This window comes from Rhodococcus sp. WY5 (genome assembly GCF_018588185.1).
GTDB classification, from domain to species: domain Bacteria; phylum Actinomycetota; class Actinomycetes; order Mycobacteriales; family Mycobacteriaceae; genus Rhodococcus_F; species Rhodococcus_F qingshengii.
The window spans coordinates 2,582,855-2,602,113 of sequence record NZ_JAAMPR010000001.1; the positions used below are offsets into that span (position 1 = coordinate 2,582,855).

Annotated in this window: 21 protein-coding genes; 9 read left to right on the forward strand and 12 right to left on the reverse strand. The window is 62.3% G+C overall.

Annotation, left to right across the window (positions count from 1 at the left end):
* Nucleotides 1–7 precede the first annotated feature (7 nt).
* Together G4D79_RS12085 and G4D79_RS12090 are read right to left on the reverse strand one after the other, a co-directional pair.
* Complete coding sequence (locus tag G4D79_RS12085) at nucleotides 8–337, reverse strand: branched-chain amino acid transporter permease (RefSeq protein WP_003940007.1); 330 nt, start codon at nucleotides 335–337, stop codon at nucleotides 8–10.
* Nucleotides 330–1,067 (reverse strand): AzlC family ABC transporter permease, encoded by a 738-nt coding sequence (locus G4D79_RS12090; protein WP_003940360.1) that lies wholly within the window; start codon nucleotides 1,065–1,067, stop codon nucleotides 330–332. The genes G4D79_RS12085 and G4D79_RS12090 overlap by 8 nt, the downstream gene beginning before the upstream one ends.
* Before the next feature lie 79 nt (nucleotides 1,068–1,146).
* Between G4D79_RS12090 and G4D79_RS12095 the strand changes: the two genes are divergently transcribed.
* Both G4D79_RS12095 and G4D79_RS12100 read left to right on the forward strand, forming a co-directional pair.
* A complete protein-coding gene (locus tag G4D79_RS12095) occupies nucleotides 1,147–1,587 on the forward strand; it encodes an Lrp/AsnC family transcriptional regulator (RefSeq protein ID WP_020970517.1) in 441 nt (146 codons plus the stop codon).
* Nucleotides 1,588–1,644: 57 nt separating this feature from the next.
* Nucleotides 1,645–2,070 carry a VOC family protein gene (locus G4D79_RS12100; protein WP_099698064.1) on the forward strand — a complete coding sequence of 142 codons (426 nt, stop codon included), beginning with the start codon at nucleotides 1,645–1,647 and terminating at the stop codon, nucleotides 2,068–2,070.
* Here the strand turns inward: G4D79_RS12100 and G4D79_RS12105 are convergent.
* Together G4D79_RS12105 and G4D79_RS12110 are read right to left on the reverse strand one after the other, a co-directional pair.
* On the reverse strand, nucleotides 2,067–3,077 hold the full coding sequence (locus tag G4D79_RS12105) for an AraC family transcriptional regulator (RefSeq protein ID WP_003940556.1): 1,011 nt from the start codon (nucleotides 3,075–3,077) through the stop codon (nucleotides 2,067–2,069). The genes G4D79_RS12100 and G4D79_RS12105 overlap by 4 nt on opposite strands.
* Complete coding sequence (locus G4D79_RS12110; RefSeq protein WP_003939670.1) at nucleotides 3,074–4,264, reverse strand: pyridoxal phosphate-dependent aminotransferase; 1,191 nt, start codon at nucleotides 4,262–4,264, stop codon at nucleotides 3,074–3,076. Before G4D79_RS12110 ends, G4D79_RS12105 begins: the two co-directional genes overlap by 4 nt.
* Before the next feature lie 135 nt (nucleotides 4,265–4,399).
* On the opposite strand from G4D79_RS12110, the gene G4D79_RS12115 reads away from it, so the two are divergent.
* The 5 genes from G4D79_RS12115 to G4D79_RS12135 all read left to right on the forward strand — a co-directional run bounded on the left by G4D79_RS12115 (nucleotide 4,400) and on the right by G4D79_RS12135 (nucleotide 8,222).
* Nucleotides 4,400–4,978 (forward strand): carboxymuconolactone decarboxylase family protein, encoded by a 579-nt coding sequence (locus tag G4D79_RS12115; RefSeq protein WP_007733549.1) that lies wholly within the window; start codon nucleotides 4,400–4,402, stop codon nucleotides 4,976–4,978.
* 125 nt (nucleotides 4,979–5,103) lie between these two features.
* Nucleotides 5,104–5,499, forward strand: a complete 396-nt coding sequence (locus tag G4D79_RS12120; protein ID WP_058226132.1) for a molybdopterin-binding protein — start codon at nucleotides 5,104–5,106, stop codon at nucleotides 5,497–5,499.
* Nucleotides 5,500–5,524: 25 nt separating this feature from the next.
* Nucleotides 5,525–6,334 carry a molybdate ABC transporter substrate-binding protein gene (gene modA, locus G4D79_RS12125; protein ID WP_099698063.1) on the forward strand — a complete coding sequence of 270 codons (810 nt, stop codon included), beginning with the start codon at nucleotides 5,525–5,527 and terminating at the stop codon, nucleotides 6,332–6,334.
* Nucleotides 6,331–7,140 (forward strand): ABC transporter permease, encoded by an 810-nt coding sequence (locus tag G4D79_RS12130; protein WP_007733547.1) that lies wholly within the window; start codon nucleotides 6,331–6,333, stop codon nucleotides 7,138–7,140. Before modA ends, G4D79_RS12130 begins: the two co-directional genes overlap by 4 nt.
* Complete coding sequence (locus G4D79_RS12135) at nucleotides 7,137–8,222, forward strand: sulfate/molybdate ABC transporter ATP-binding protein (protein WP_042921720.1); 1,086 nt, start codon at nucleotides 7,137–7,139, stop codon at nucleotides 8,220–8,222. The genes G4D79_RS12130 and G4D79_RS12135 overlap by 4 nt, the downstream gene beginning before the upstream one ends.
* Here G4D79_RS12135 and fadD11 read toward each other — a convergent pair.
* The 7 genes from fadD11 to G4D79_RS12170 are packed head-to-tail and all read right to left on the reverse strand — an operon-like array spanning nucleotide 8,198 to nucleotide 16,467.
* A complete protein-coding gene (gene fadD11 / locus G4D79_RS12140) occupies nucleotides 8,198–10,000 on the reverse strand; it encodes a fatty acid--CoA ligase FadD11 (protein WP_058226131.1) in 1,803 nt (600 codons plus the stop codon). The two genes, G4D79_RS12135 and fadD11, sit on opposite strands and share 25 nt — an antisense overlap.
* A complete protein-coding gene (locus G4D79_RS12145) occupies nucleotides 9,997–10,959 on the reverse strand; it encodes an SDR family oxidoreductase (protein WP_099698062.1) in 963 nt (320 codons plus the stop codon). Before G4D79_RS12145 ends, fadD11 begins: the two co-directional genes overlap by 4 nt.
* A 4-nt stretch (nucleotides 10,960–10,963) precedes the next feature.
* Nucleotides 10,964–12,397 carry an aldehyde dehydrogenase family protein gene (locus tag G4D79_RS12150; protein ID WP_047270965.1) on the reverse strand — a complete coding sequence of 478 codons (1,434 nt, stop codon included), beginning with the start codon at nucleotides 12,395–12,397 and terminating at the stop codon, nucleotides 10,964–10,966.
* Nucleotides 12,394–12,894, reverse strand: a complete 501-nt coding sequence (locus G4D79_RS12155; RefSeq protein WP_099698061.1) for an SRPBCC family protein — start codon at nucleotides 12,892–12,894, stop codon at nucleotides 12,394–12,396. Before G4D79_RS12155 ends, G4D79_RS12150 begins: the two co-directional genes overlap by 4 nt.
* The gene (locus G4D79_RS12160) at nucleotides 12,891–13,982 is read right to left on the reverse strand and encodes a PDR/VanB family oxidoreductase (RefSeq protein WP_007733536.1); all 1,092 of its coding nucleotides are present in this window, start codon (nucleotides 13,980–13,982) and stop codon (nucleotides 12,891–12,893) included. The genes G4D79_RS12155 and G4D79_RS12160 overlap by 4 nt, the downstream gene beginning before the upstream one ends.
* On the reverse strand, nucleotides 13,979–14,911 hold the full coding sequence (locus G4D79_RS12165) for a metal-dependent hydrolase (protein WP_003940129.1): 933 nt from the start codon (nucleotides 14,909–14,911) through the stop codon (nucleotides 13,979–13,981). Before G4D79_RS12165 ends, G4D79_RS12160 begins: the two co-directional genes overlap by 4 nt.
* Nucleotides 14,911–16,467 (reverse strand): NAD(P)/FAD-dependent oxidoreductase, encoded by a 1,557-nt coding sequence (locus tag G4D79_RS12170; RefSeq protein WP_099698060.1) that lies wholly within the window; start codon nucleotides 16,465–16,467, stop codon nucleotides 14,911–14,913. Before G4D79_RS12170 ends, G4D79_RS12165 begins: the two co-directional genes overlap by 1 nt.
* A gap of 183 nt (nucleotides 16,468–16,650) precedes the next feature.
* On the opposite strand from G4D79_RS12170, the gene G4D79_RS12175 reads away from it, so the two are divergent.
* Together G4D79_RS12175 and G4D79_RS12180 are read left to right on the forward strand one after the other, a co-directional pair.
* Nucleotides 16,651–17,307, forward strand: coding sequence for a TetR/AcrR family transcriptional regulator (locus tag G4D79_RS12175; RefSeq protein ID WP_007733534.1), 657 nt, complete (start codon nucleotides 16,651–16,653; stop codon nucleotides 17,305–17,307).
* A complete protein-coding gene (locus tag G4D79_RS12180; protein ID WP_064114448.1) occupies nucleotides 17,304–17,930 on the forward strand; it encodes a TetR/AcrR family transcriptional regulator in 627 nt (208 codons plus the stop codon). Before G4D79_RS12175 ends, G4D79_RS12180 begins: the two co-directional genes overlap by 4 nt.
* 4 nt (nucleotides 17,931–17,934) lie before the next feature.
* Here the strand turns inward: G4D79_RS12180 and G4D79_RS12185 are convergent, their stop codons facing one another.
* A complete protein-coding gene (locus G4D79_RS12185) occupies nucleotides 17,935–19,113 on the reverse strand; it encodes an acyl-CoA dehydrogenase family protein (protein ID WP_054781686.1) in 1,179 nt (392 codons plus the stop codon).
* Between the last annotated feature and the right edge of the window lie 146 nt (nucleotides 19,114–19,259).

A 19,259-nucleotide genomic window follows, 5' to 3' on the forward strand; every position in this document is an offset into this window, starting at 1 on the left:
GAAATGCTCAGGCGAACACGGTATTGACCAGCGCGACGTAGATCGTCGTTCCGACGACGATGCTCAGGACGGCATTCTTTCGCCAGAGGTGCGCGGCGATCGTGGCGCACACTGCAATCAGTTCGGGTAGGCCATGAGAAGGGGCGGTGATCGACACCCCTTTGAGTGAATACATGACGAGAATCAACATGACGCCTGCCGGCATGTAGATGCCGAGGTAGCCGACCAGGGCGGAGGAGCGCAGCGGCATGAGCGCGGCGAAGGGGATTGCGCGCAGCGCGAAGGTGACCACGGCCATGACTGCGACCGCCGCAAAGATGTACGAGGTGTCAGGCATCGATCTTCGCCTTTCGTGAGTCGTAGACAAAGCGCCCGATCAGGAAGAGCACGAAGGCGCCCATCGCAATTGGCAGCATGTGGTCCGGCGCTGCGAGCCGGGCGACCAGAGCGCAGGTGACCGCGGCGACCGGCACCGCGAATCCGTTTTGTGCGCGAATCGCTTCGATCGAGAGGACGACGAACAACGCCGTCAGGGCGAAGTCGAGGCCGACGATCGAGTCCGGAATCCACTGTCCTGCCGTCGCGCCCAGGATCGCGCCACCGATCCAGTAGCCGTGCAGGTACAGCTGGGAGTAGACGATGACGCGTCCGGTGAGTGCCTTGGGATCGGCAGTTACCGACATCGCATAGGCCTCGTCGGTCAGCGCGAACATGCTGTAGAAGCGGGCGAAGGGGTTGCGAATCTTTTCCAGCGGAAAACTCAAGGCGTAGAACACATGTCGAAAGTTGACCAGCAGTGCGGTCAGAGCAACGTACGGCAGCGGTGTCATGGCCGCGACCATTCCGACCGCGAGAAACTCCAGCGATCCGGCGTAGATCAGCGAGGTGAAAGCGACTGCCCACCAAGGGCTGAGCCCTTGTTGGACCACAAGAACACCAAGTGCGATCCCGAGTGGGAGCAGGCCGAATCCAACCGGTAGCGACAGCTGGAAGGCGTGCCGCCACGCCGGGGTTCGCGGTGGGAGTTCGACGGCCGGTGCGGCCGTCGACGATGCTGGTTCGATCACGACGCAAATCTATAACAAAGATCGAGGTGATCGATTGCTCAGAATGCCCACATATTGAACAGTGCGCAATAATAGTGCGATGGATGCCATGGATGACGCAATTTTGTTTCACCTACGCCAGGACTCGAGTTTGACCAACACCGAGTTGGCGGATCTGGTGGGTCTGACACCCTCACCTTGCCTGCGTCGGGTGAAGAAGCTCGAAGCCGACGGAATCATTACCGGGTACCGCGCGATCGTCAGTCAGGAAGCGCTTGGCCGAGGATTTCAAGTGATCGTCACCGCCGAGATCGGAGTCAACGACCAGGCCACCATCGAGGACTTCGAATCCCAGGTCGCCGCCTTCGACGAAGTGATCGAATGTCGGAGATTGTTCGGAATTCCCGACTACTTCATTCGCGTCGCGGTGAAAGATCTCGCGACGTACGAGAACTTCATGGTCACCAAGCTCAGCGGGCTTCCGGCTGTCTCGCGGGTGACATCGTTGATCACCATGAAGACCATCAAGAGTGTCGACTGATGCCCGGGCTCGGCTGAACCTTCACTAGGTGTCGGTGGTCGGCGTTAACGTCGGAACATGGGATACGAATTTCAAGTCACAGTAGATTCGGCACATCCGCACGAACAGGCGCAGTGGTGGGCCGCAGCACTCGGGTGGGCAGCGGAGCCCAGCGACGAAGACTTCATCAGGGGTCTCGTCGCCGCTGGTCACGCCAAGGAATCCGACACCACGACATTCGAGGGAGTCCTCGTCTGGCGCGAAGGTGCGGCCATCAGCGATCCGGAGCATCCCGAACGTCCCCGCGTTCTGTTCCAACTGGTTCCGGAATCGAAGACGGTGAAGAACCGGCTCCATTTCGACATACGAGTGGGCGACAAGCGCGAGGATGTCGCAGCGCACCTCGAGACGGTGGGGGCGACGATCCTGCACCGAGGAGCGCAGGGGCCGAGCGTGTGGATCACGATGACCGATCCCGAAGGAAACGAGTTCTGCGTCAGCTAGCGGTACGAACTCGGAGTGTCGCCGGTCCATCGTTTGAAGGCCCGACGGAAGGCGCTGGGCTCGGAGAACCCCAATCGCGCCGAGAGTACTTCGACGGATTCTCCGCGCCGCAAACCAGCGATGGCTACGTCGCGGAGCACTTCCTCGCGTAGTTGATTGAGTGATGTTCCGTCACGCCGCAGCAGTCGACGCAGATGGGGAACGCTGATCGAGAGCATCTCCGCGATCTCCTCGGCCGTGGAGGTTCGCCCCTTCACCCCGAGTTCCAGGACCCGTCGTACCTGCGCCGACGCAGTGCTGTCGTAATCACGTTCGGACATGAGCTGAATCGGAGATTCTCGGAGGTACTCCTCCAACGTCTCCTCGGTTTGGATGATCGGTGCACGCATGGCCGAGTTGTCGAACTCCAGTGCCGCGCGCTTCGCGCCGAAGGTGACCGGCGCTCCGAAGATGTAGTCGTAGTCCTGCGCCAACCGTGCATCCGGTGCCGAGTACGGAAACTCGACCGCCCGAAGTCGGACGCGCTTTCCGATCAACCATGCGGAAAATCGGTGCAGCAAGATCAGGACGAAATCGGTTGTGACACGTTCTGCGACATCAGGTTCGGCGACGCCTTCGCGAGCTCGGACAGCGAAACTCACCCGAGTGCTTTCCTCGCCCTTCTCGATCGACAGTGGGGCCAGAGCCGGTAGCGCACGGATCACGTCGGACATTCGAGCGAAGGCCGATCCGAGATCAGGGCAATGGATCAACGTCAGGCAGATCAATCGGAAAGTGCCACGGGGGACCGGGGCGGATCCGAGGCCGAACAATTCGTCGTCGGTGATCTGCCAGGTGGATTGGATGAACGTGGTGACCTGAGTCGGGGTCAGCCGGGCGCGCGGGTCGGACAGTGTCTCGAGGTCGATCCCGGCAGCGCGCAGTGCACCCGACAAGTCGACGTCGTTGTCCGGCGAGAACGCGAGATAGCGGTGGACGAATGCGGTCGGGATGGTCCGCGCTGTCATGGGTGCGCTGCTCCTTGGAGCAGGTGGAGACGGCGTGCAGCTTCGGACAGAATGTGGTCCTGCTTGCAGAAGGCGAAGCGCACCAGGTGCTTCCAATCGTCGCGGTTGTCCGCGAACACGTCGACCGGAACGGCCGCGACGCCGATCCGCTCGGGCAGTGCGCGGCAGAAATCTCCCGCATCGGTTTCGCCCAACGGTCTGATGTCGGCAAGGAGGAAGTACGTGCCGCCACCGGAATGCACCGTGAAACCGGCCTCGGTCAGAGCTTTACCGAGCACGTCGCGTTTGCCTTGCAAGCTCTGTCGAAGTTCGACGACCCACGGCTGTTCGTTGGTGAGCGCGTAAGCAACGGCCGGTTGGAACGGTGCACCGGCAACAAATGACATGAACTGCTTGGCGGCACGGACTCCGTCGATGAGTTCGCGCGGGCCGATCGCCCAGCCGGTTTTCCAGCCGGTGACATTGAAAGTCTTTGCGGCACTGGACACCGTGACGGTGCGCTCACGCATGCCCGGGAGCGACGCCATCGGTGTGTGGGTGAGGCCGTCGAAGACCAAGTGCTCGTAGACCTCGTCGCTCAACACGATCAGGTCGCGTTCGCACGCGAGTTCGGCGATCGCTCGAAGTTCGTGATCGGTGAATACGGTGCCGGTGGGGTTGTGAGGACTGTTGACGATCAGCATCTTCGTCTTGGCGGTGATCGCGCCGCGCAATGCATCGAGATCGACCGCAAATCCGTCTCCCGCGGTTACCAACGGAACTGTGCGACGTACAGCGCCTGCCAACGCGACGGATGCAGCGTAGGAGTCGTAGTACGGCTCGATCAGCACTACTTCTTCGCCGGGTTCGACCAGTCCGAGAATCGCAGCACTGATCGCCTCGGTGGCGCCGACGGTGACCAGAACTTCGGAGTCGGGATCACTGTCGAGTCCGTAGCGGATGCGCCGATCCTCCGCGATGGCCTGACGCAAGACGGGCATGCCCGGACCGGGCGGGTATTGATTGACGCCCTCGGCGATGGCTCGGCGCGCTACCTCGAGCATGGCCGCAGGACCGTCGGTATCCGGAAAGCCCTGACCGAGGTTGACCGCGTCGTGAAGTGTGGCCAACGCTGTCATCTCGGCGAAGATCGTGGATGCGAACGGCTGCAGACGCGAGACGGTGCGGTTGCGGGGCGTCGAAGGCATCTTTGCAGCTTAGTCGGCTGACACCGCATCCTCACATCCGCTCGGACGCGGTGCTTGTCACGTTTGAATCGCCGCCATCGTCCAACTCTGTAGAGAGCATCGAATCCGGTGCCCCAGAACATACGGAGGCTTGCCATGACTCGCATTCCCGCAGTGACACCGTCAGAAGCCAGTCCGTTGATCAAAGTGGCATACAAATTCGCCGCCAGGCAGTACGACGAAGTCCCCGAGCCCTTTGCCGTCCTGGCCAACCATCGGAAATTGTTCGTAGCGGCTGCCCGCCACGAAATGGCTGTGCAGAAGGCGTCGAAGGTGCTGCCGTCGAACATTCGTGAACTGGCCGTCTATCGCGTCGCCTGGACTGTCGGCTGCTCGTGGTGTGTCGACTTCGGGACGATGCTCTCGCGCTTGGACGGTTTGGACATCGACAAGTTGAAAGAGATCGCGAACTACCGGGATTCATCGAAGTACAGCGAAGACGAGCGGGCCGCGATCGCCTACGCCGACGCCATGACCGGTGACCCCCATGGGGAGAACGGGGTGACGGACGAACAGGTCGCGGATCTCGAGCGCAGGTTCGGGCGAGCGGGCGTCGTGGAACTGACCTATCAGATCGGGCTCGAAAACATGCGCGCCCGGATGTATTCGGCGTTGGGGATTACCGAGCAGGGGTTCAGCACCGACTCCTGCCGTGTGCCCTGGGCAGAAGAATGATGCGCTGATTCGTCTACGGCAACTGTCGACAATGCTCCGCAGATACGTGATCATGATTGACTAGTTCACGCATCTGCGGAGTATTCCGGCTTGTTAGGTCCGCACTTGCGACCTACGATCACCTGGTGCCCAACATTCGAATCCGCGAAGCTGCCGGCCTGCTCGGTGTCAGTGACGACACCGTCCGGCGGTGGGTCGACGGTGGGCTTCTCACCGCGACGACGGACGACTCCGGCCGCAAGGTCATCGACGGTGGCGAGCTGGCTGGCTTCGCCCGGTCCAACGCCGGACCCGCACCGGCCGATCCGCTCACGGGTGCGAGTTCGGCCCGCAACCGGTTCGCCGGCCTCGTCACCAAGGTCGTCACCGACAAGGTGATGGCTCAGGTCGAAATGCAGTGTGGGCCCTTCACTGTCGTCTCGTTGATGAGTACCGACGCGGTTCGGGAGCTCGGACTCGAGGTCGGGAGTATCGGAGTCGCAATCGTGAAGGCCACCACGGTCATCGTGGAAACGCCGTAGTTTTTGAACATACTGGAGGAAATTCGTGAAGCGTGTAGTCGGACTTGTTGCAGCAGGTGCCTTTTCGCTTGCCCTGGTGACCGGTTGTAGTTCCTCCGACAATTCTTCGTCGGAGACGTCGTCGGCCGCTCCGACCACAACCACTTCCAGTGATAGTGCCACGGGAAGCATCACCGTCTTCGCAGCGGCGTCACTCAAGAACAGCTTCACCGAACTCGGCAAGGAATTCGAGTCCGAGAACCCCGGTTCATCGGTCACATTCAGCTTTGCCGGGTCCTCGGACCTCGTCGCTCAGATCACCCAGGGCGCACCGGCTGACGTGTTCGCCTCGGCTGACGCCGCCAACATGACCAAGGCCACCGACGCCGGCGTCGTCGCGGGGTCGCCCTCGGACTTCGCGAGCAACACCTTGACGATTGTTGTGCCGCCGGGCAATCCGAAGGGCATCGCGTCGTTCGCCGATCTGGCAAAGGAGGGGACGCAACTGGTGATCTGCGCTCCGCAGGTCCCTTGTGGCGCGGCTACGAAGAAGGTCGAGACGGCCACAGGCGAGACCCTCTCGCCCGTCAGCGAAGAATCGTCGGTGACCGACGTTCTCAACAAGGTGACGTCCGGGCAGGCCGATGCCGGCATCGTTTACGTCACCGACGCGAAGTCCGCTGGTGACAAGGTTCAGACCGTCGCGTTCCCGGAAGCCACCACGGTGGTCAACCTGTACCAGATTGCGGTGCTGAAGGATTCGAAGAATTCGGGAACGGCAACGAAGTTCGTCGATCTCGTGAAGGGCCCCAAGGGCTTGGCAGTTCTGGGTGACGCGGGATTCGCTGCTCCGTGACACGCCTACGACCGTCAGCCCGAGCCCCGCTCGGGTTGCCGGTATGGATTTACCTTCCCGCGCTGATCGGCGGGGCGTTTGTCATCGCTCCCTTGGCCGCGATGCTGGCCACCGTGCAGTGGTCGCAGTTCTGGGAACTCGTGACTTCCGAATCGTCGGTTGCCGCGTTGAAACTGAGTTTGAAGACAGCAGCGATGAGCACGCTGCTGTGCATCCTGTTCGGCGTACCGATGGCCGCGGTGTTGGCGCGCAGTCATTTTCGGGGACTGTCCGTTCTTCGATCGTTGATCCTGCTCCCGCTGGTTCTGCCGCCCGTGGTGGGCGGTATCGCGTTGCTGTACACGTTCGGGCGCAAAGGGTTGATCGGTGAGCAGCTGGAAGTGCTCGGCATCCAGATAGCATTCTCGACAACCGCGGTGGTCCTGGCGCAGACGTTTGTCGCGCTACCGTTCCTCGTCGTCAGCCTCGAAGGTGCACTACGCACTGCGGGCACACGATACGAGGCCGTAGCCTCGACGCTCGGAGCCCGCCCGACCACCGTGCTTCGCCGGGTGACTTTGCCGCTGGTGCTTCCCGGTCTGGTGTCAGGGGCAGTGCTGGCTTTCGCTCGCGCACTGGGGGAGTTCGGTGCAACGCTGACGTTCGCGGGAAGTCTGCAAGGGGTCACGCGTACCCTGCCGTTGGAAATCTATCTCCAGCGTGAGACCGATCCGGATGCAGCGGTAGCGCTTTCGCTGGTGTTGGTCGTAGTCGCGGTGGTCATCGTGGTTGCGGTGCGTGGACGCGGATCGGCGGGTTCGTTGTGAGTGGCCTCCACGTCGACATCGAGATTCCGGAGCGCGACGTCGTTGCGACGTTCGACGTCGCGGCCGGTGAGGTGACCGCTGTCCTCGGACCGAACGGCGCAGGCAAGTCGACGGTACTGGCGGCGGTTGCCGGACTACATCACCCGCGGCGTGGGTTGATCGAACTGAATTCTCGCGTTCTCACCGATACCGGTAGGGGAGTCGCGTTGGCGCCGCATCGGCGCGGCACTGTTCTACTCGCGCAAGAGGCACTTCTCTTTCCCCACCTCAGTGCGGCCGCGAACGTGGCGTTCGCGCCGCGCAGTGCGGGGCGGTCGCGTCGCGATTCCGCCGATTCCGCGCGCCACTGGCTCGACGCAGTCGACGCCGCCGAATTGGCTGACCGCAAGCCGTCACAGCTCTCCGGCGGTCAAGCGCAACGAGTCGCAGTGGCGAGGGCATTGGCTGCTGAACCCGAACTACTCCTGCTCGACGAACCGATGTCTGCGCTCGACGTCGCCTCCGCCCCGGCATTGCGGTCGTTGCTACGTAGAGTGCTCCGAACAGGAGATCGCACGGCCGTGCTCGTCACGCACGACGCTCTGGATGCGCTGGCCCTTGCCGACACCGTTGTCGTGCTGGACGGCGGCCGGGTCGTCGAACGTGGTGACGTACGAACAGTTCTGACTCGCCCGCGTAGTGCATTTGCAGCACGCATCGCAGGGATCAACTTGCGCAGCGGCACGATGGCCGGAGACGGAATGCTCAGAAGTCCGGTCGGGGTGGATATCGCGGGCCAGACGGAGACCGACCTACCGGCCGGCAGTGCCGCCGTGGCAGTCTTCGAGCCGCGAGCAGTGTCGGTCTACCTGGATCCGCCTCACGGGAGCCCACGAAACGCGTTTGCGGTCACGATCGCGGAGATCGAAAATCGAGGCGATGTCGTCCGAGTCCGAGCCGAGGACGAAGCCGGCCAGCCGGGCTTGTCTGCCGACATCACGGCGAGCGCAGCGGCCGAGCTCGATCTGGTTCCGGGATCGGCCGCTACGTTTGTGGTCAAGGCCACCGAGACGCTGATCTATGCGCAGGGCGCAGGCTCGTAGACGTCCTCTACGACCGAATCCGCATAGAGGGCTGCAATTTCGGACGCGTACTTCTCGGCTATCGGCTTGCGCCTGAGCTTCATCGTCGGTGTCAGCTCGTCGCCGCCTGCCTCCCAGAACGTGGTGAGTACGTGAAACCGCTTGATCTGCTCGGCCCTCGACAGACGCGAGTTTCCCTCGGCGACAGCAGTTGCAACGATGTCGACGATCCGAGCGTCCTTGGCGAGTACCGCGGCCTCGGCCGCAAGTCCCAGTGAGCGTGCCGCTCCGACCGCGGCGTCGGCGCTGAGAGTGATCAACGCTGTGTTGAACTTTCGGCCGTCTCCGATTGCCACGACCTCACCGATCAACGACGACGACGTCTTCACTGCGGTCTCGATGGCAGCGGGGGACATGTTCTTTCCCGACGCATTGATGATCAGCTCCTTCTTGCGATCGATCACCGTGAGGTATCCGTCTGCGTCGGCCGTGACGATGTCTCCGGTCGAAAGCCAACCGTCTGCACTGATCGCTTCGGCCGTTTTTGCCGGTTCGCCGCGGTACCCCTTCATGACCAACGGTCCTCGAACCAGTAGCTCACCGTCCGCCTCGATGCGCATTTCCATGCCTGGAAGCAACTTTCCGACCGTTCCCAGCTTGGTCGGCTCGGCCGGTGCGGTGCTCGCAATGCATGTCAGCTCGGACATTCCCCAGATCTCCGAGATCGGAACTCCCAGGGCTGCAAAGAATGCCAAGGTGTCCGGCGGAATCGGTGCAGCGCCAGAGATGGCCCACTTCAGTTCGGCAAAACCGAGTTTCGCACGCAGAGCGGAGAGGACCATTGCATCGGCTCGGGCGTAGTCCGCTTCCAGTTCGGCGGGGACTGTTTCACCGGCTCGCAAGTGTGCGAGCCGAGTGCGACCGACGTCGAGTGCCCACTGCAATGCCGCTCGCCGCGCGTCGTCCGGTTCGTTGGCGACGGCCGATTCGACTGCAACCTTCAGCTTTTCCCACACACGGGGGACACTGCCCCAGATCGTGGGGCGACAGTCCGGAAGCGCAGCCGCTACCTGGCTCGGATCCGGCACGACAGTGATCTGGGTGCCGAACACCATTTGCATGTACAGGCAGGTGAGCCGATCGGCGATGTGCGCCGACGGCATGTACGAGGTGATGCGGTCACCGAACTCGACGGGGAGTACAGCACTGACGGCGGTGGTTTCGAACAACAGACAGGCATGAGTCGTCTCGACGCCCTTGGGGTTGCCGGTCGTGCCGGAGGTGTAGATCAACGTGGCGACGTCGTTCGGTTTCACCGCACGCCAGGTGCTCTCGAAATCGAAATCGGCGGCAGCAGAGGACTTCATCTGTTCCAGCGTCAGGGTGCCGGACTGCTGGGCAGACGGTTGCGCGTCGACGACCACGATCGTGTCGAGTGTGGCACCGGATCGGCGAACGGTATCCACATACTGGGCCTCGCAGACGAGGACTCGCGCACCGGAATTGGCGAGGATGTACTGGATGGCTTCGGGTGCCGACGTGTTGTAGATGGAGAAGGATGTCGCGCCGAGGTGTTGGGCGCCGACGTCGATCGGGTAGAACTCGATGCGGTTACTCATCATCAATGCAACCGTATCGCCATGTCCCACGCCGATTCCGGCCAATCCCGCGGCAACATCGCGAACCTGTTCGCCGTACGCGCGCCACGTCAGTGTTCGCGCATCGCCGATGTCTCGCAAAGCCACCGCGTCGGGCGCTACCGCCGACACTCGCTGGAAGGCTGCACACAACGTGGTCATGATGTTCTCCTGGATGCCTTTGTCAGGGCTGATGCATTCGTCGGGGCCGCAGCGGTGGTTCTGTCTTCGAGTTCGCGGATCAGGTCGTGTGCCTGTTTGTCCCTTGCCAGGTAACCGTCGGCAAGGATATTGATGAAACCGCGTCCCCACGCCCAGGGTTCCCAGGCAGCGGGGGCAAGGGTCCGGGCGGCGCGGCGAGCGATCGCGTCGGCGATCACGGTGGCGGCACTGTCCGGGGAGATTCGATGACGGAGGGGACCGGGTAGTCGAGCGTCGAGTTTGCGGCCGATCTCGTCGTCGTCGAGTGTGGCGCGTGCAAGTTGTGTATCCACCATCCCGAAGTACGCGATGCCGGCAGTAGCGCCGTAGCCGGCAACCTCGAGACGCAGCGCCCGGCCGAGCGCTTCGACCCCAGCCTTGCTGATCATGTACGAAGCGCCGCCCAAACCGGGGGCGAACGACGCCGCCGATGACACGACGACGATGTGCCCACTGTTGCGGATCACCTCGTCGATGGTCGGATGCACGGTGTTGAAGACGCCGGTGAGATTGACGTCGAGCACACGATCGAAGGCGTCGGGATCGATCTGGCGCAATGTTGCCGGGGGAGGGGTGATTCCGGCGTTGGCCACCACGACGTCGATTCTGCCCAGCTGCTCGACGATCGTGCGCGCGGCCGCTTTCATACCGTCCCGATCTCGGACATCGGCCGTCACCGTCACGACTCGCTGTGACTCGAATGAGCGCTCGGCCGTTGCCAATGAACTCTCGTTGACGTCGACCAGTGCGACGGTGGCCCCACGCCGGTGGAGAGTGCGCGCCAGCGCTGCACCGATACCGTCGCCTCCACCGGTGATCAGTACGACCTTCCCGGCGACGTCGTAGTCGATTCGGCGTCCGGGCAGTGGAATGCCCAGATCGCGGACTGTTCCCGCAATTGCGGACAAGCGTCCCGTCATTGCTTCAGTGCCTTCCGTGTAGCGCGCGGATGAGAACCTTGACCAGCCAGTCGATTCGGGCGGTCCTTCGAAACGTCGTCAGTGGTAGGGGCGAACGGAATCGTTGCCGAGTCGTCGAACGAGCGTAGGTGAACTCCTTCAGACCATCTGGGCCGTGAACGCGTCCGAAACCAGATGCTCCGACCCCACCCAGTGGCAGGTTGGGAACCGCGGCATACATCACGTAAGAGTTCACCGACGCTCCTCCGGATCGGAGCCGATCGGCAACAGCCGCTCCGTCCTTGCCGAACACGCTTGCTCCCAATGCGTATGGCGACGCATTGACCAACTCCACCGCCTCGTCCATCGAGGCGACCTTGGTGATCGTCATCGTCGGGCCGAAAGTTTCCTCCGTGACGGCGAGGCTGTCTTCGGGGACGTCGACCATGATGGTCGGTTGCACGTACTGGCCGGAGATCGAGCCGAGCCCTCCGAGAACGACACGTCCACCCCGCGACATCGCGTCGTCGATGTGGCGCCGGATTACAGCCACTTGCGAGGGCATGGTGATCGGACCGATCTTGTCTTCGGCACCCGGACCCGCATGAACTCGGGCAGCCAAAGTGATTGTCTTGTCGATAAACTCGCCGTAGACATGTTCGTGCACGTATACACGCTCGACGCCCAGACAGGTTTGACCGGAGTTGGACAATGCTCCCCACACCGCAGCATCCGCGGCGGCACCGACATTTCCGTCGGCATCAAGGATGAGCGCGTCCTTACCACCACATTCCATCAACACCGGTGTGAGGGTCTCGGCGCACGCTGCCATGACTTTCTTGCCCGTCGCGGTCGATCCGGTGAACCCGATCTTGTCGACACCGGCCAGGCACAGTGCCGCGCCGACCGAACCATCGCCCGTGACGACCTGCAGCACAGGATGTTCAGGGACGACCTCGGCGAAGGCGCGGCCCAACCATTGCCCGACTGCCGGTGCGAACTCACTCGGCTTGTAGACCACGGCGTTGCCTGCAGCCAGCGAGAACGAGAGCGAACCGAGTGGGGTGAAGACCGGATAGTTCCACGGACCGATCACACCGATCACCCCGAGAGGTCGATACTCCACCGAGGCGGCCTGATTGACCGTCAACAAACTGGAGCGGACGCTGCGCCTGCCCAATACCTTTCGGGCATTCTTCGACGCCCACGCGAGATGTTCTAGTGCCATGGCGATTTCGAGCATCGCGTCAGGGTGCGGCTTGCCCATGTCCCGGTGCACGACGTCGGCGAGTTCGGATGCGCGACGAGCGATGATTCCTCGCCACCGATCCAGTCGACGAGCGCGTTGCTCGAATGTCAGTTCTGCCCACCATTCGGAAGCAGTACGGGCGTCGCGCACTGCCTGTGTGACTGTGTCGTCGGACGCCTGTGTGGTCGTGTCGATCTCGGTCGCCGTCATCGTGGAGTTCCTTGAAGTGTGTGGTGGACGGCGCCGTCGGCCCAGCCGCGGGTGACGCGTTGGAGGATCGGTCGGGACGGAGTCAGAATGGGGGCGAACCACGGCTGCGCTTGCACAGCGAACGTCCAGGTGAGGCGGCTGCCAGTCGAAGTCGGTTCCAACACCAGATCTTCAGCGAAGCGTTTGAACCCCGGAAGTGACGCCGACTCCACGTAGAACGACATCCGGCGCCCCTCGTCCCAGCGGAAGAATCGCTCGTTCAGTGCAGCAAAAGCGCCGGCTCGCACGGTTCGCGTAGTCCCGACGCCGAATGGTCTGTCCGAGGTCCAGTCGGCTCCGGTGATCCCGTGCGCCCACGACGTGAGCGCTCCGTCCGAGGTCAACGTCTGCCACAAGCTTTCACATGTCGCTTCGGATTCGATCCGGTGAGTGATCACCAGCGGAGCGGAGCGGATGAAGGCTGCGTCGGCCGCAGAAAGAGAGAATTTTCCCTTCACAGGTCCACCACCAAAGACCCACCGGTGGAACGTGATCGACAGGTCAACATCGAACCAGTACGTTCGGATTCGGTGAGGAGGGTGTCTCGATGCTCGACGGTCCCGGAGAGCACCCGGACCTTGCATGTACCGCAGAAGCCCTGTTGGCATGAATACGCTACTCCGGGAAGTACGCGTCGTATTGCAGCCAATGCACTTTCGGACTCGCCCACATCGACGGTGAGTCCGGTGCGCGCCAGATGCACCGTGAACTCCTTGCCGTCGACTACCGGGAGTGGGGAGAACCTCTCGCTGTGCACCGATCCGGTCGGGTTGGCGGCGAAAGTTGCCGCACGCACCGTGTTCATCAGCGGAACCGGTCCGCACGTGTACACCGCGGCACCTGGATCCGCAGCAGCGACGAGTGTTCCGATATCCGTCGGACCCAGCTCGTCGTCGGGTCGGATGGTTACCCGGCCGCTGGAATACTCCTCGATCTCGTTCAGGAATGGCATAGCTGCCCGAGTTCGTCCGAGATAGTCCAATCGCCACGGGACTCCGCGGCGGTGACAGCGTTGCACCATGGGAAGTATCGGAGTGATCCCGATTCCGCCCGCAACAAAGAGGTACGACGGAGCAGTGACAAAAGGAAATGCATTCCGCGGCCCTCGTACGTCGACAACCATTCCGGGTTTCAGCGACTCGTGTATCTCGCGGGAGCCGCCCCCGCCTTCGTCGATCCGCCGGACGGCGATCCGATACGAGGTCAAGTCGTCGGGGTCTCCGCACAACGAATACTGTCGTTGCCTTCCCGAGGGGAGAATGACGTCTAGGTGAGCGCCGGGAATCCACGACGGCAGGGTGATTCCTTCCCTCGGGGTCAAGGTGACACTCAGGACGTCTGCGCACTCGAACCGGACGGACTTCACGTCCAGCGTCATGTCGAATCCGCTGTAGCGGACCGGGTTGGGACGCGAAAGTATCTGCGCTGCAGGACTTGACGCAAAGATTCGACGGTATGCGCTCGTCGCCTGTGCGGCAATCCTCAACGACCGGGTCGGTGTGAAGTCTTGTGCGTCGTGAGGACGGTCGGCAGTCGTCTTGTTCATCCTTCACTCTTTTCGGAAGAACGATTGGCGGCAGGTGAGCGAGCGAGGTAGCGCATGGCTACGTCCATGTCCCCGATCTGGGACGGATGGAAGCTCGGCCGCAGATACGGAGGAATCTCGGTGATCAGGAATTTCATGTTCGGGACCAGGCCGCGGCGAGTGGCGCTGATCAGTTGCAGAGGCCACAGGCGGCCCTTCGCCTTCGACGGGTCCTGCCGGAAGAGGTAGTTCATCGAGGCGATGAACAACACGAACAACGTGAAGCTGGCGAGTAGCGCCGTGCGAACGCGGCGGGCGTAGCTACCGTCCACGTACATGTAGGCGTCGAAGGCCACGTTGCGGTGCTCGACTTCCTCGGCGCCGTGCCACTTGACCATGTCGAGCATCGTCGGGTGCATGCCGGCATCTTCGAGGGCGGGATCGGTGAGCAGCCATTCCCCGACCACCGCCGTGTAGTGCTCCATCGCGGCAAACAAGCCGAGACGTTCACAGAGCCAGGCGTGCTTGGCTTTTCCGGTCAATCCTTTGTCGCCCAATATCTTGTCCACGAGCCAGTCCATCCGGCGTGACATCGGTTTCATGTCCATGCCGAGGTCCGCAAGATGCTCGCGTGCACCTTTGTGCGACGACGCGTGTGTTGCTTCCTGGCCGACGAATCCCACCACCTCTTCGTGCAGGCGGGGGTCCTCGATGAGCGGGAGCGCTTCGGCGAGCGTTGCGGACATGGCCCGCTCTCCCTCGGGCAACACGAGATGCATGAAGTTGATGACGTGGGTGACCATCGGTTCGTTCGGCACGTAATGCAGTGGTACGCCGTCCCAGTCGAATTCGACGTCACGGGCGGCGATCGCATGTGCTTCGTCGGTGTAGCGGCGCGCGCCGGACGGTGCGACGACGGGTGTGCCTCGGAAGGCGTTGATGCCGAGCATTATCGGCTCCTCACGGTTTCTCGGGCAGTGGTGAGTGATTCGGACGAGACGGGTTGTACTTGCGCGTAGTGAGCGAGGTCGGCTCGTTTGGTCCTGGTGCGGAAGGATCGGTTGAATCCGGGATAGAAGGTGTAATTGCGGCCGCCGTCGACGAGGTAGTAACTACTGCACCCGCCGGCGTTCCATACGCTGGTGGCGAGTCGGCGGTCGGTCGCGCGCACGAACTCTCTCTGCACGTCTGCCCGGACGTCGATACTGCCGATGCCGCGCTCGTCCATTTGAAGAATGCAGCTCACGATGTACTCGACCTGCGCTTCGATCGTGACGACCTGCGAGGTGTAGACCACGGAATTGGGGCCGAGGATCATGAAGAAGTTCGGAAACCCGCTGATGGTGGTGCCGAGGAAGGCCTCGGCACTGCCGTTCCACGTCTGCGCGAGGCTGCGGCCGTCCTTGCCCCGGATGATGTCGAACGACGGGTTGTCTCCCATACGAAAGCCGGTTCCCATGACTATGGTGTCGGCTTCCCGGAAGGCACCGTCCGCGGTGAGGACTCCGCGCTCCTGCACCTCGACGATTCCGTCCGTCACCACCTCCACATTGGGTGACGCCAGCGCGGGATAGTAGGTGTTCGAGAACGTCGGACGCTTGCATCCGAATGCGTAGTGGGGGAGCAGCTTTGCGCGAAGCTCCGGGTCCCGCACCTGCCGGCGAAGGTGTGCTCGGCCGAGTGCGGCCAGCCCTTTGAGCAGTGACGGCTTGTACACGAATCCGGGTACCAGGGCTTCTTGGAGCAGGTCGAGTCCCTTGCGTGCCAGTCGTTGGGTGAGCGGCACCCGCTCGAAGAGAGCGCTCGGCCAGCCGGTCATCGGCTGATCCGGGTGCGGCAGGATCCACGTCGGTGTCCGCTGGAACACGGTCAACGTGTCCGCGAGCGGTTGCAGTCTGGGGATGATCTGCACCGCAGAGGCGCCGGTGCCGACCACGGCTATCCGCTCACCGCGAAGGTCGTGGTCGTGGTTCCAGTCCGCGGTGTGGAACATCTGACCACGAAACGATTCGAGCCCGGGAAGGTCGGGTGTGGCGGGGGCACTGAACGGGCCGGTGGCCGCGACCAGGAACTGTGCCTCCCACACGGTTTCCGCAGTGTGTACCCGCCAGATCTGGGCTTGCTCGTCCCACGAAGCTTCTGTCACGCCCTGATTGCAGTGGAAATGACCGGCCAGTCCGAAGCGATGGACGCAATCCCGGAGATATTCGTAGATCTCGGGCTGTAGCGGATACAGCCGCGTCCAGTTCGGATTGGGCGCAAACGAGAACGAGTACAGAATCGACGGGATGTCGCACTGTGCACCGGGGTAGGTATTGACCTGCCAGGTTCCCCCGGGCCCCGCGGCACGTTCCAGAACGACGAAGTCGTCGATCCCGGACTGCTTCAAGCGGACAGCCGTTCCGATGCCGCCGAAACCGGCTCCGATGACGACGACTCGTGTTCGGCGAGTTCGAGTTTCCTCGTCACCGGCCGATGGCCCCGAGGTTGGGTCGATGTCGACCATGTGTGACGCCTCCTGATTGGTGCGTGAACAACTGAACGAAGAGTAAGTCTGACATCAAGTGATGTCAACAGCGGTTGATGTCAGAATTCAACTGATTGACATCGGGCGATGTCAGTTCGCTTGCGGAGGTCGCCGCGATAACCTGAGGTCGAGAGCGCTGCCGGTCAGTGAGAACATGGGGACATGACGGATACCGAGGCTCGGCGCACCGGCCCGCGCAGGTGGCGTGGGCAGGAACCGGAAGATCGCCGCGCCGCGCGCCGGACACAGCTGATCGAAGCCGGGTTGCAGATCATGGGCACCGAGGGAGCGGCCGCCGCGACCATGCGTGCGACCTGCCGCGAGGCCGCGCTGACCGAACGGTACTTCTACGAGAGCTTCGCCAACCGTGACGAACTGCTGGTCGCCGTGCTCGACGAGGTCGTTCTCGGTGCGCGTGACACTATTCTGGACGCTCTCGAGGCGGCGCCTTCCGAACCGTCGGCCCTGATCCGCCACGTGGTGAAGGCCTTCACCAACTACGTATTCAAAGATCCTCGACGTGGACGCATCATGTTCGTCGAATCCCAGGCGGAACCTGCGCTGTGGGATCGAGGGCGAGAATTGATGGCGGAGTTCACGAATCCGATTTCCGCGTCGCTCGAGCTGATGTACGGCGGCGAGGCAACCGACTCCGCGAACTCCGAACTCAATTCGGTGGGGCTGTTCGGTGCCCTCGCGTTCATCTATCAGGCGCACACCCCGTCCTCCAAGATCTCTCGAAAGCGTTTGGTGGAGCACATTTCGCTCATGGTCGAGGCGCAGGCGACGGTCAACAGCACGCCCGCGAGAAAAGAATGACGTCCGCGTCGGCCACAGGCGGAAGGCGTCTCGGTCCCGAAGACCGGCGTGAGCAGATCATTGTCAGCGCGGCAAAGGTTTTCGAGGAGAAGTCTTTTGCCGACGTCTCGATGACCGAGTTGGCCAAGGCGGCTGGGGTCGGACGTCCGCTGCTCAATCATTACTTCGGCTCCAAGCGGGAGTTGTATCTCGACGTCGTGCGGCGGTTCGTCTTCATTCCCGAAGTGGCGGTGGACCGCATTCCGCGATCGGCGAGCCAGGAGAAGCGGATCGGCGCCGTGATCGATCGGTGGCTCGACGTCGCCTGGCGTCATCGCGACATGTGGATCTCGACAGTCATGTCCGACGACCTCCGCCGTGATCCCGAGATGGATCGGATCCTGCAGGATGCTGACGACGTTGCTGCGCGACGCATGATGGATGCGCTCGAGATTCGACCGAGTGAAGGCAGCGCGGCTGCTGTTCATTCGATGATCGTGGCGTACGGAGGCTTGGCGAAGGCCGCCAGTAAGCAGTGGTTGGTGACGGGAGCGCTCGACCGCGAACAGGTGCACCTTCTGCTGGTACGCAGTTTGCTCGCCATCGTGCGTGACGTTCTGCCGGCGTGCGAGGCGGATTCCTGATTGCTCAGAGTGATCTCGCCACGAGGTCCTTCATGACTTCGTTCGATCCGGCGTAGATTCGCTGAATACGAGCGTCGGCGTACATCTGAGCGATGGGATATTCGAGTATGTAGCCGTACCCGCCGTGTAGTTGCACGCAGCGGTCGATCACGGCGCACTGCTGGTCGGTGAGCCAGTACTTGGCCATCGCGGCGGTAGTCGCATCGAGCTGCCCGGCAAGGTATTTGACGATGCAGTCGTCGATGAACGTTCGTGAGATACGAGCGATGGACGCGCACTCGGCAAGTTCGAAGCGGGTGTTCTGCAGATCGAAGAGCGTTTGCCCGAACATGTTTCGGGATTTGGTGTACTCGACGGTGAGGGCGACTGCACGCTCCATTGCCGCAGTGGCTGCAACTCCGCAGATCAATCGTTCGGGCAGTAGCTGCTGCATCAGCTGGGCAAACCCTGTGCCTTCGCGGTCCCCGAGCAGGTTTGTTGCAGGCACCCGCAAGCGGTCGAAGAACAGCTCGGTGGTGTCCTGGCCCTTCTGTCCGACCTTCTCGAGTATTCGCCCGCGCTCGAAACCCGGTGTGTTGTCATCGACCTCGGCCACGATGAGCGACACTCCACGCGCTCCGAGGCTGGGATCGGTCTTGGCGGCAATGATCACCAGATCACAATTGCGACCGTTGGAGATGAAGGTCTTTGCGCCGCTGATCAGATAGTCGTCACCGTCGCGGACGGCTCGGGTGGTGATGTTCTGCAAGTCGGATCCGGTGCCGGGCTCGGTCATGGCGATTGCGCCCACCCACTCGCCACTCACCAGTTTCGGTAGCCAGCGTAGTTTGTGCTCGTGATCGGCGTAGGCATTGAGGTAGTGCGGCACGATTCCCGAGTGCACGCCGAGTTGGAGTGAATGATCACCCGCCATGACCTGCTCGTGGAACAGCACGGCGTCGTGCGCGAAAGTTCCTCCTCCGCCGCCGTACTCGGTGGGGATCGACATGCCGGCGAGCCCGAGCGCCCCGAGTTCTCGATATGCGGATTTGTCGGGAAAACCTTGGGACGCGAAGCGTTTCTGATGCGGTGTGACGTGTTTGGCGAAGAAGTTCCTTGCCAGGTCGGCCACGGCCTCCAATTCGTCGTCCATCCACGGGGACCGTCGTTCTGCGGTCCGGGTTGCGGTAGATCCTTGCGTCATCGTGATTCTCCCGATCGATGAAGTGCGACCCGCGAGCGGATCCGACTCCACCTATCATCCACACTGTTGACATAGTGTCAATAAAGGGGTGGTCGAATCGACCTCCGGACCCGCCTCGAATTCCACGTCGGCCGCCCGCAAGAATG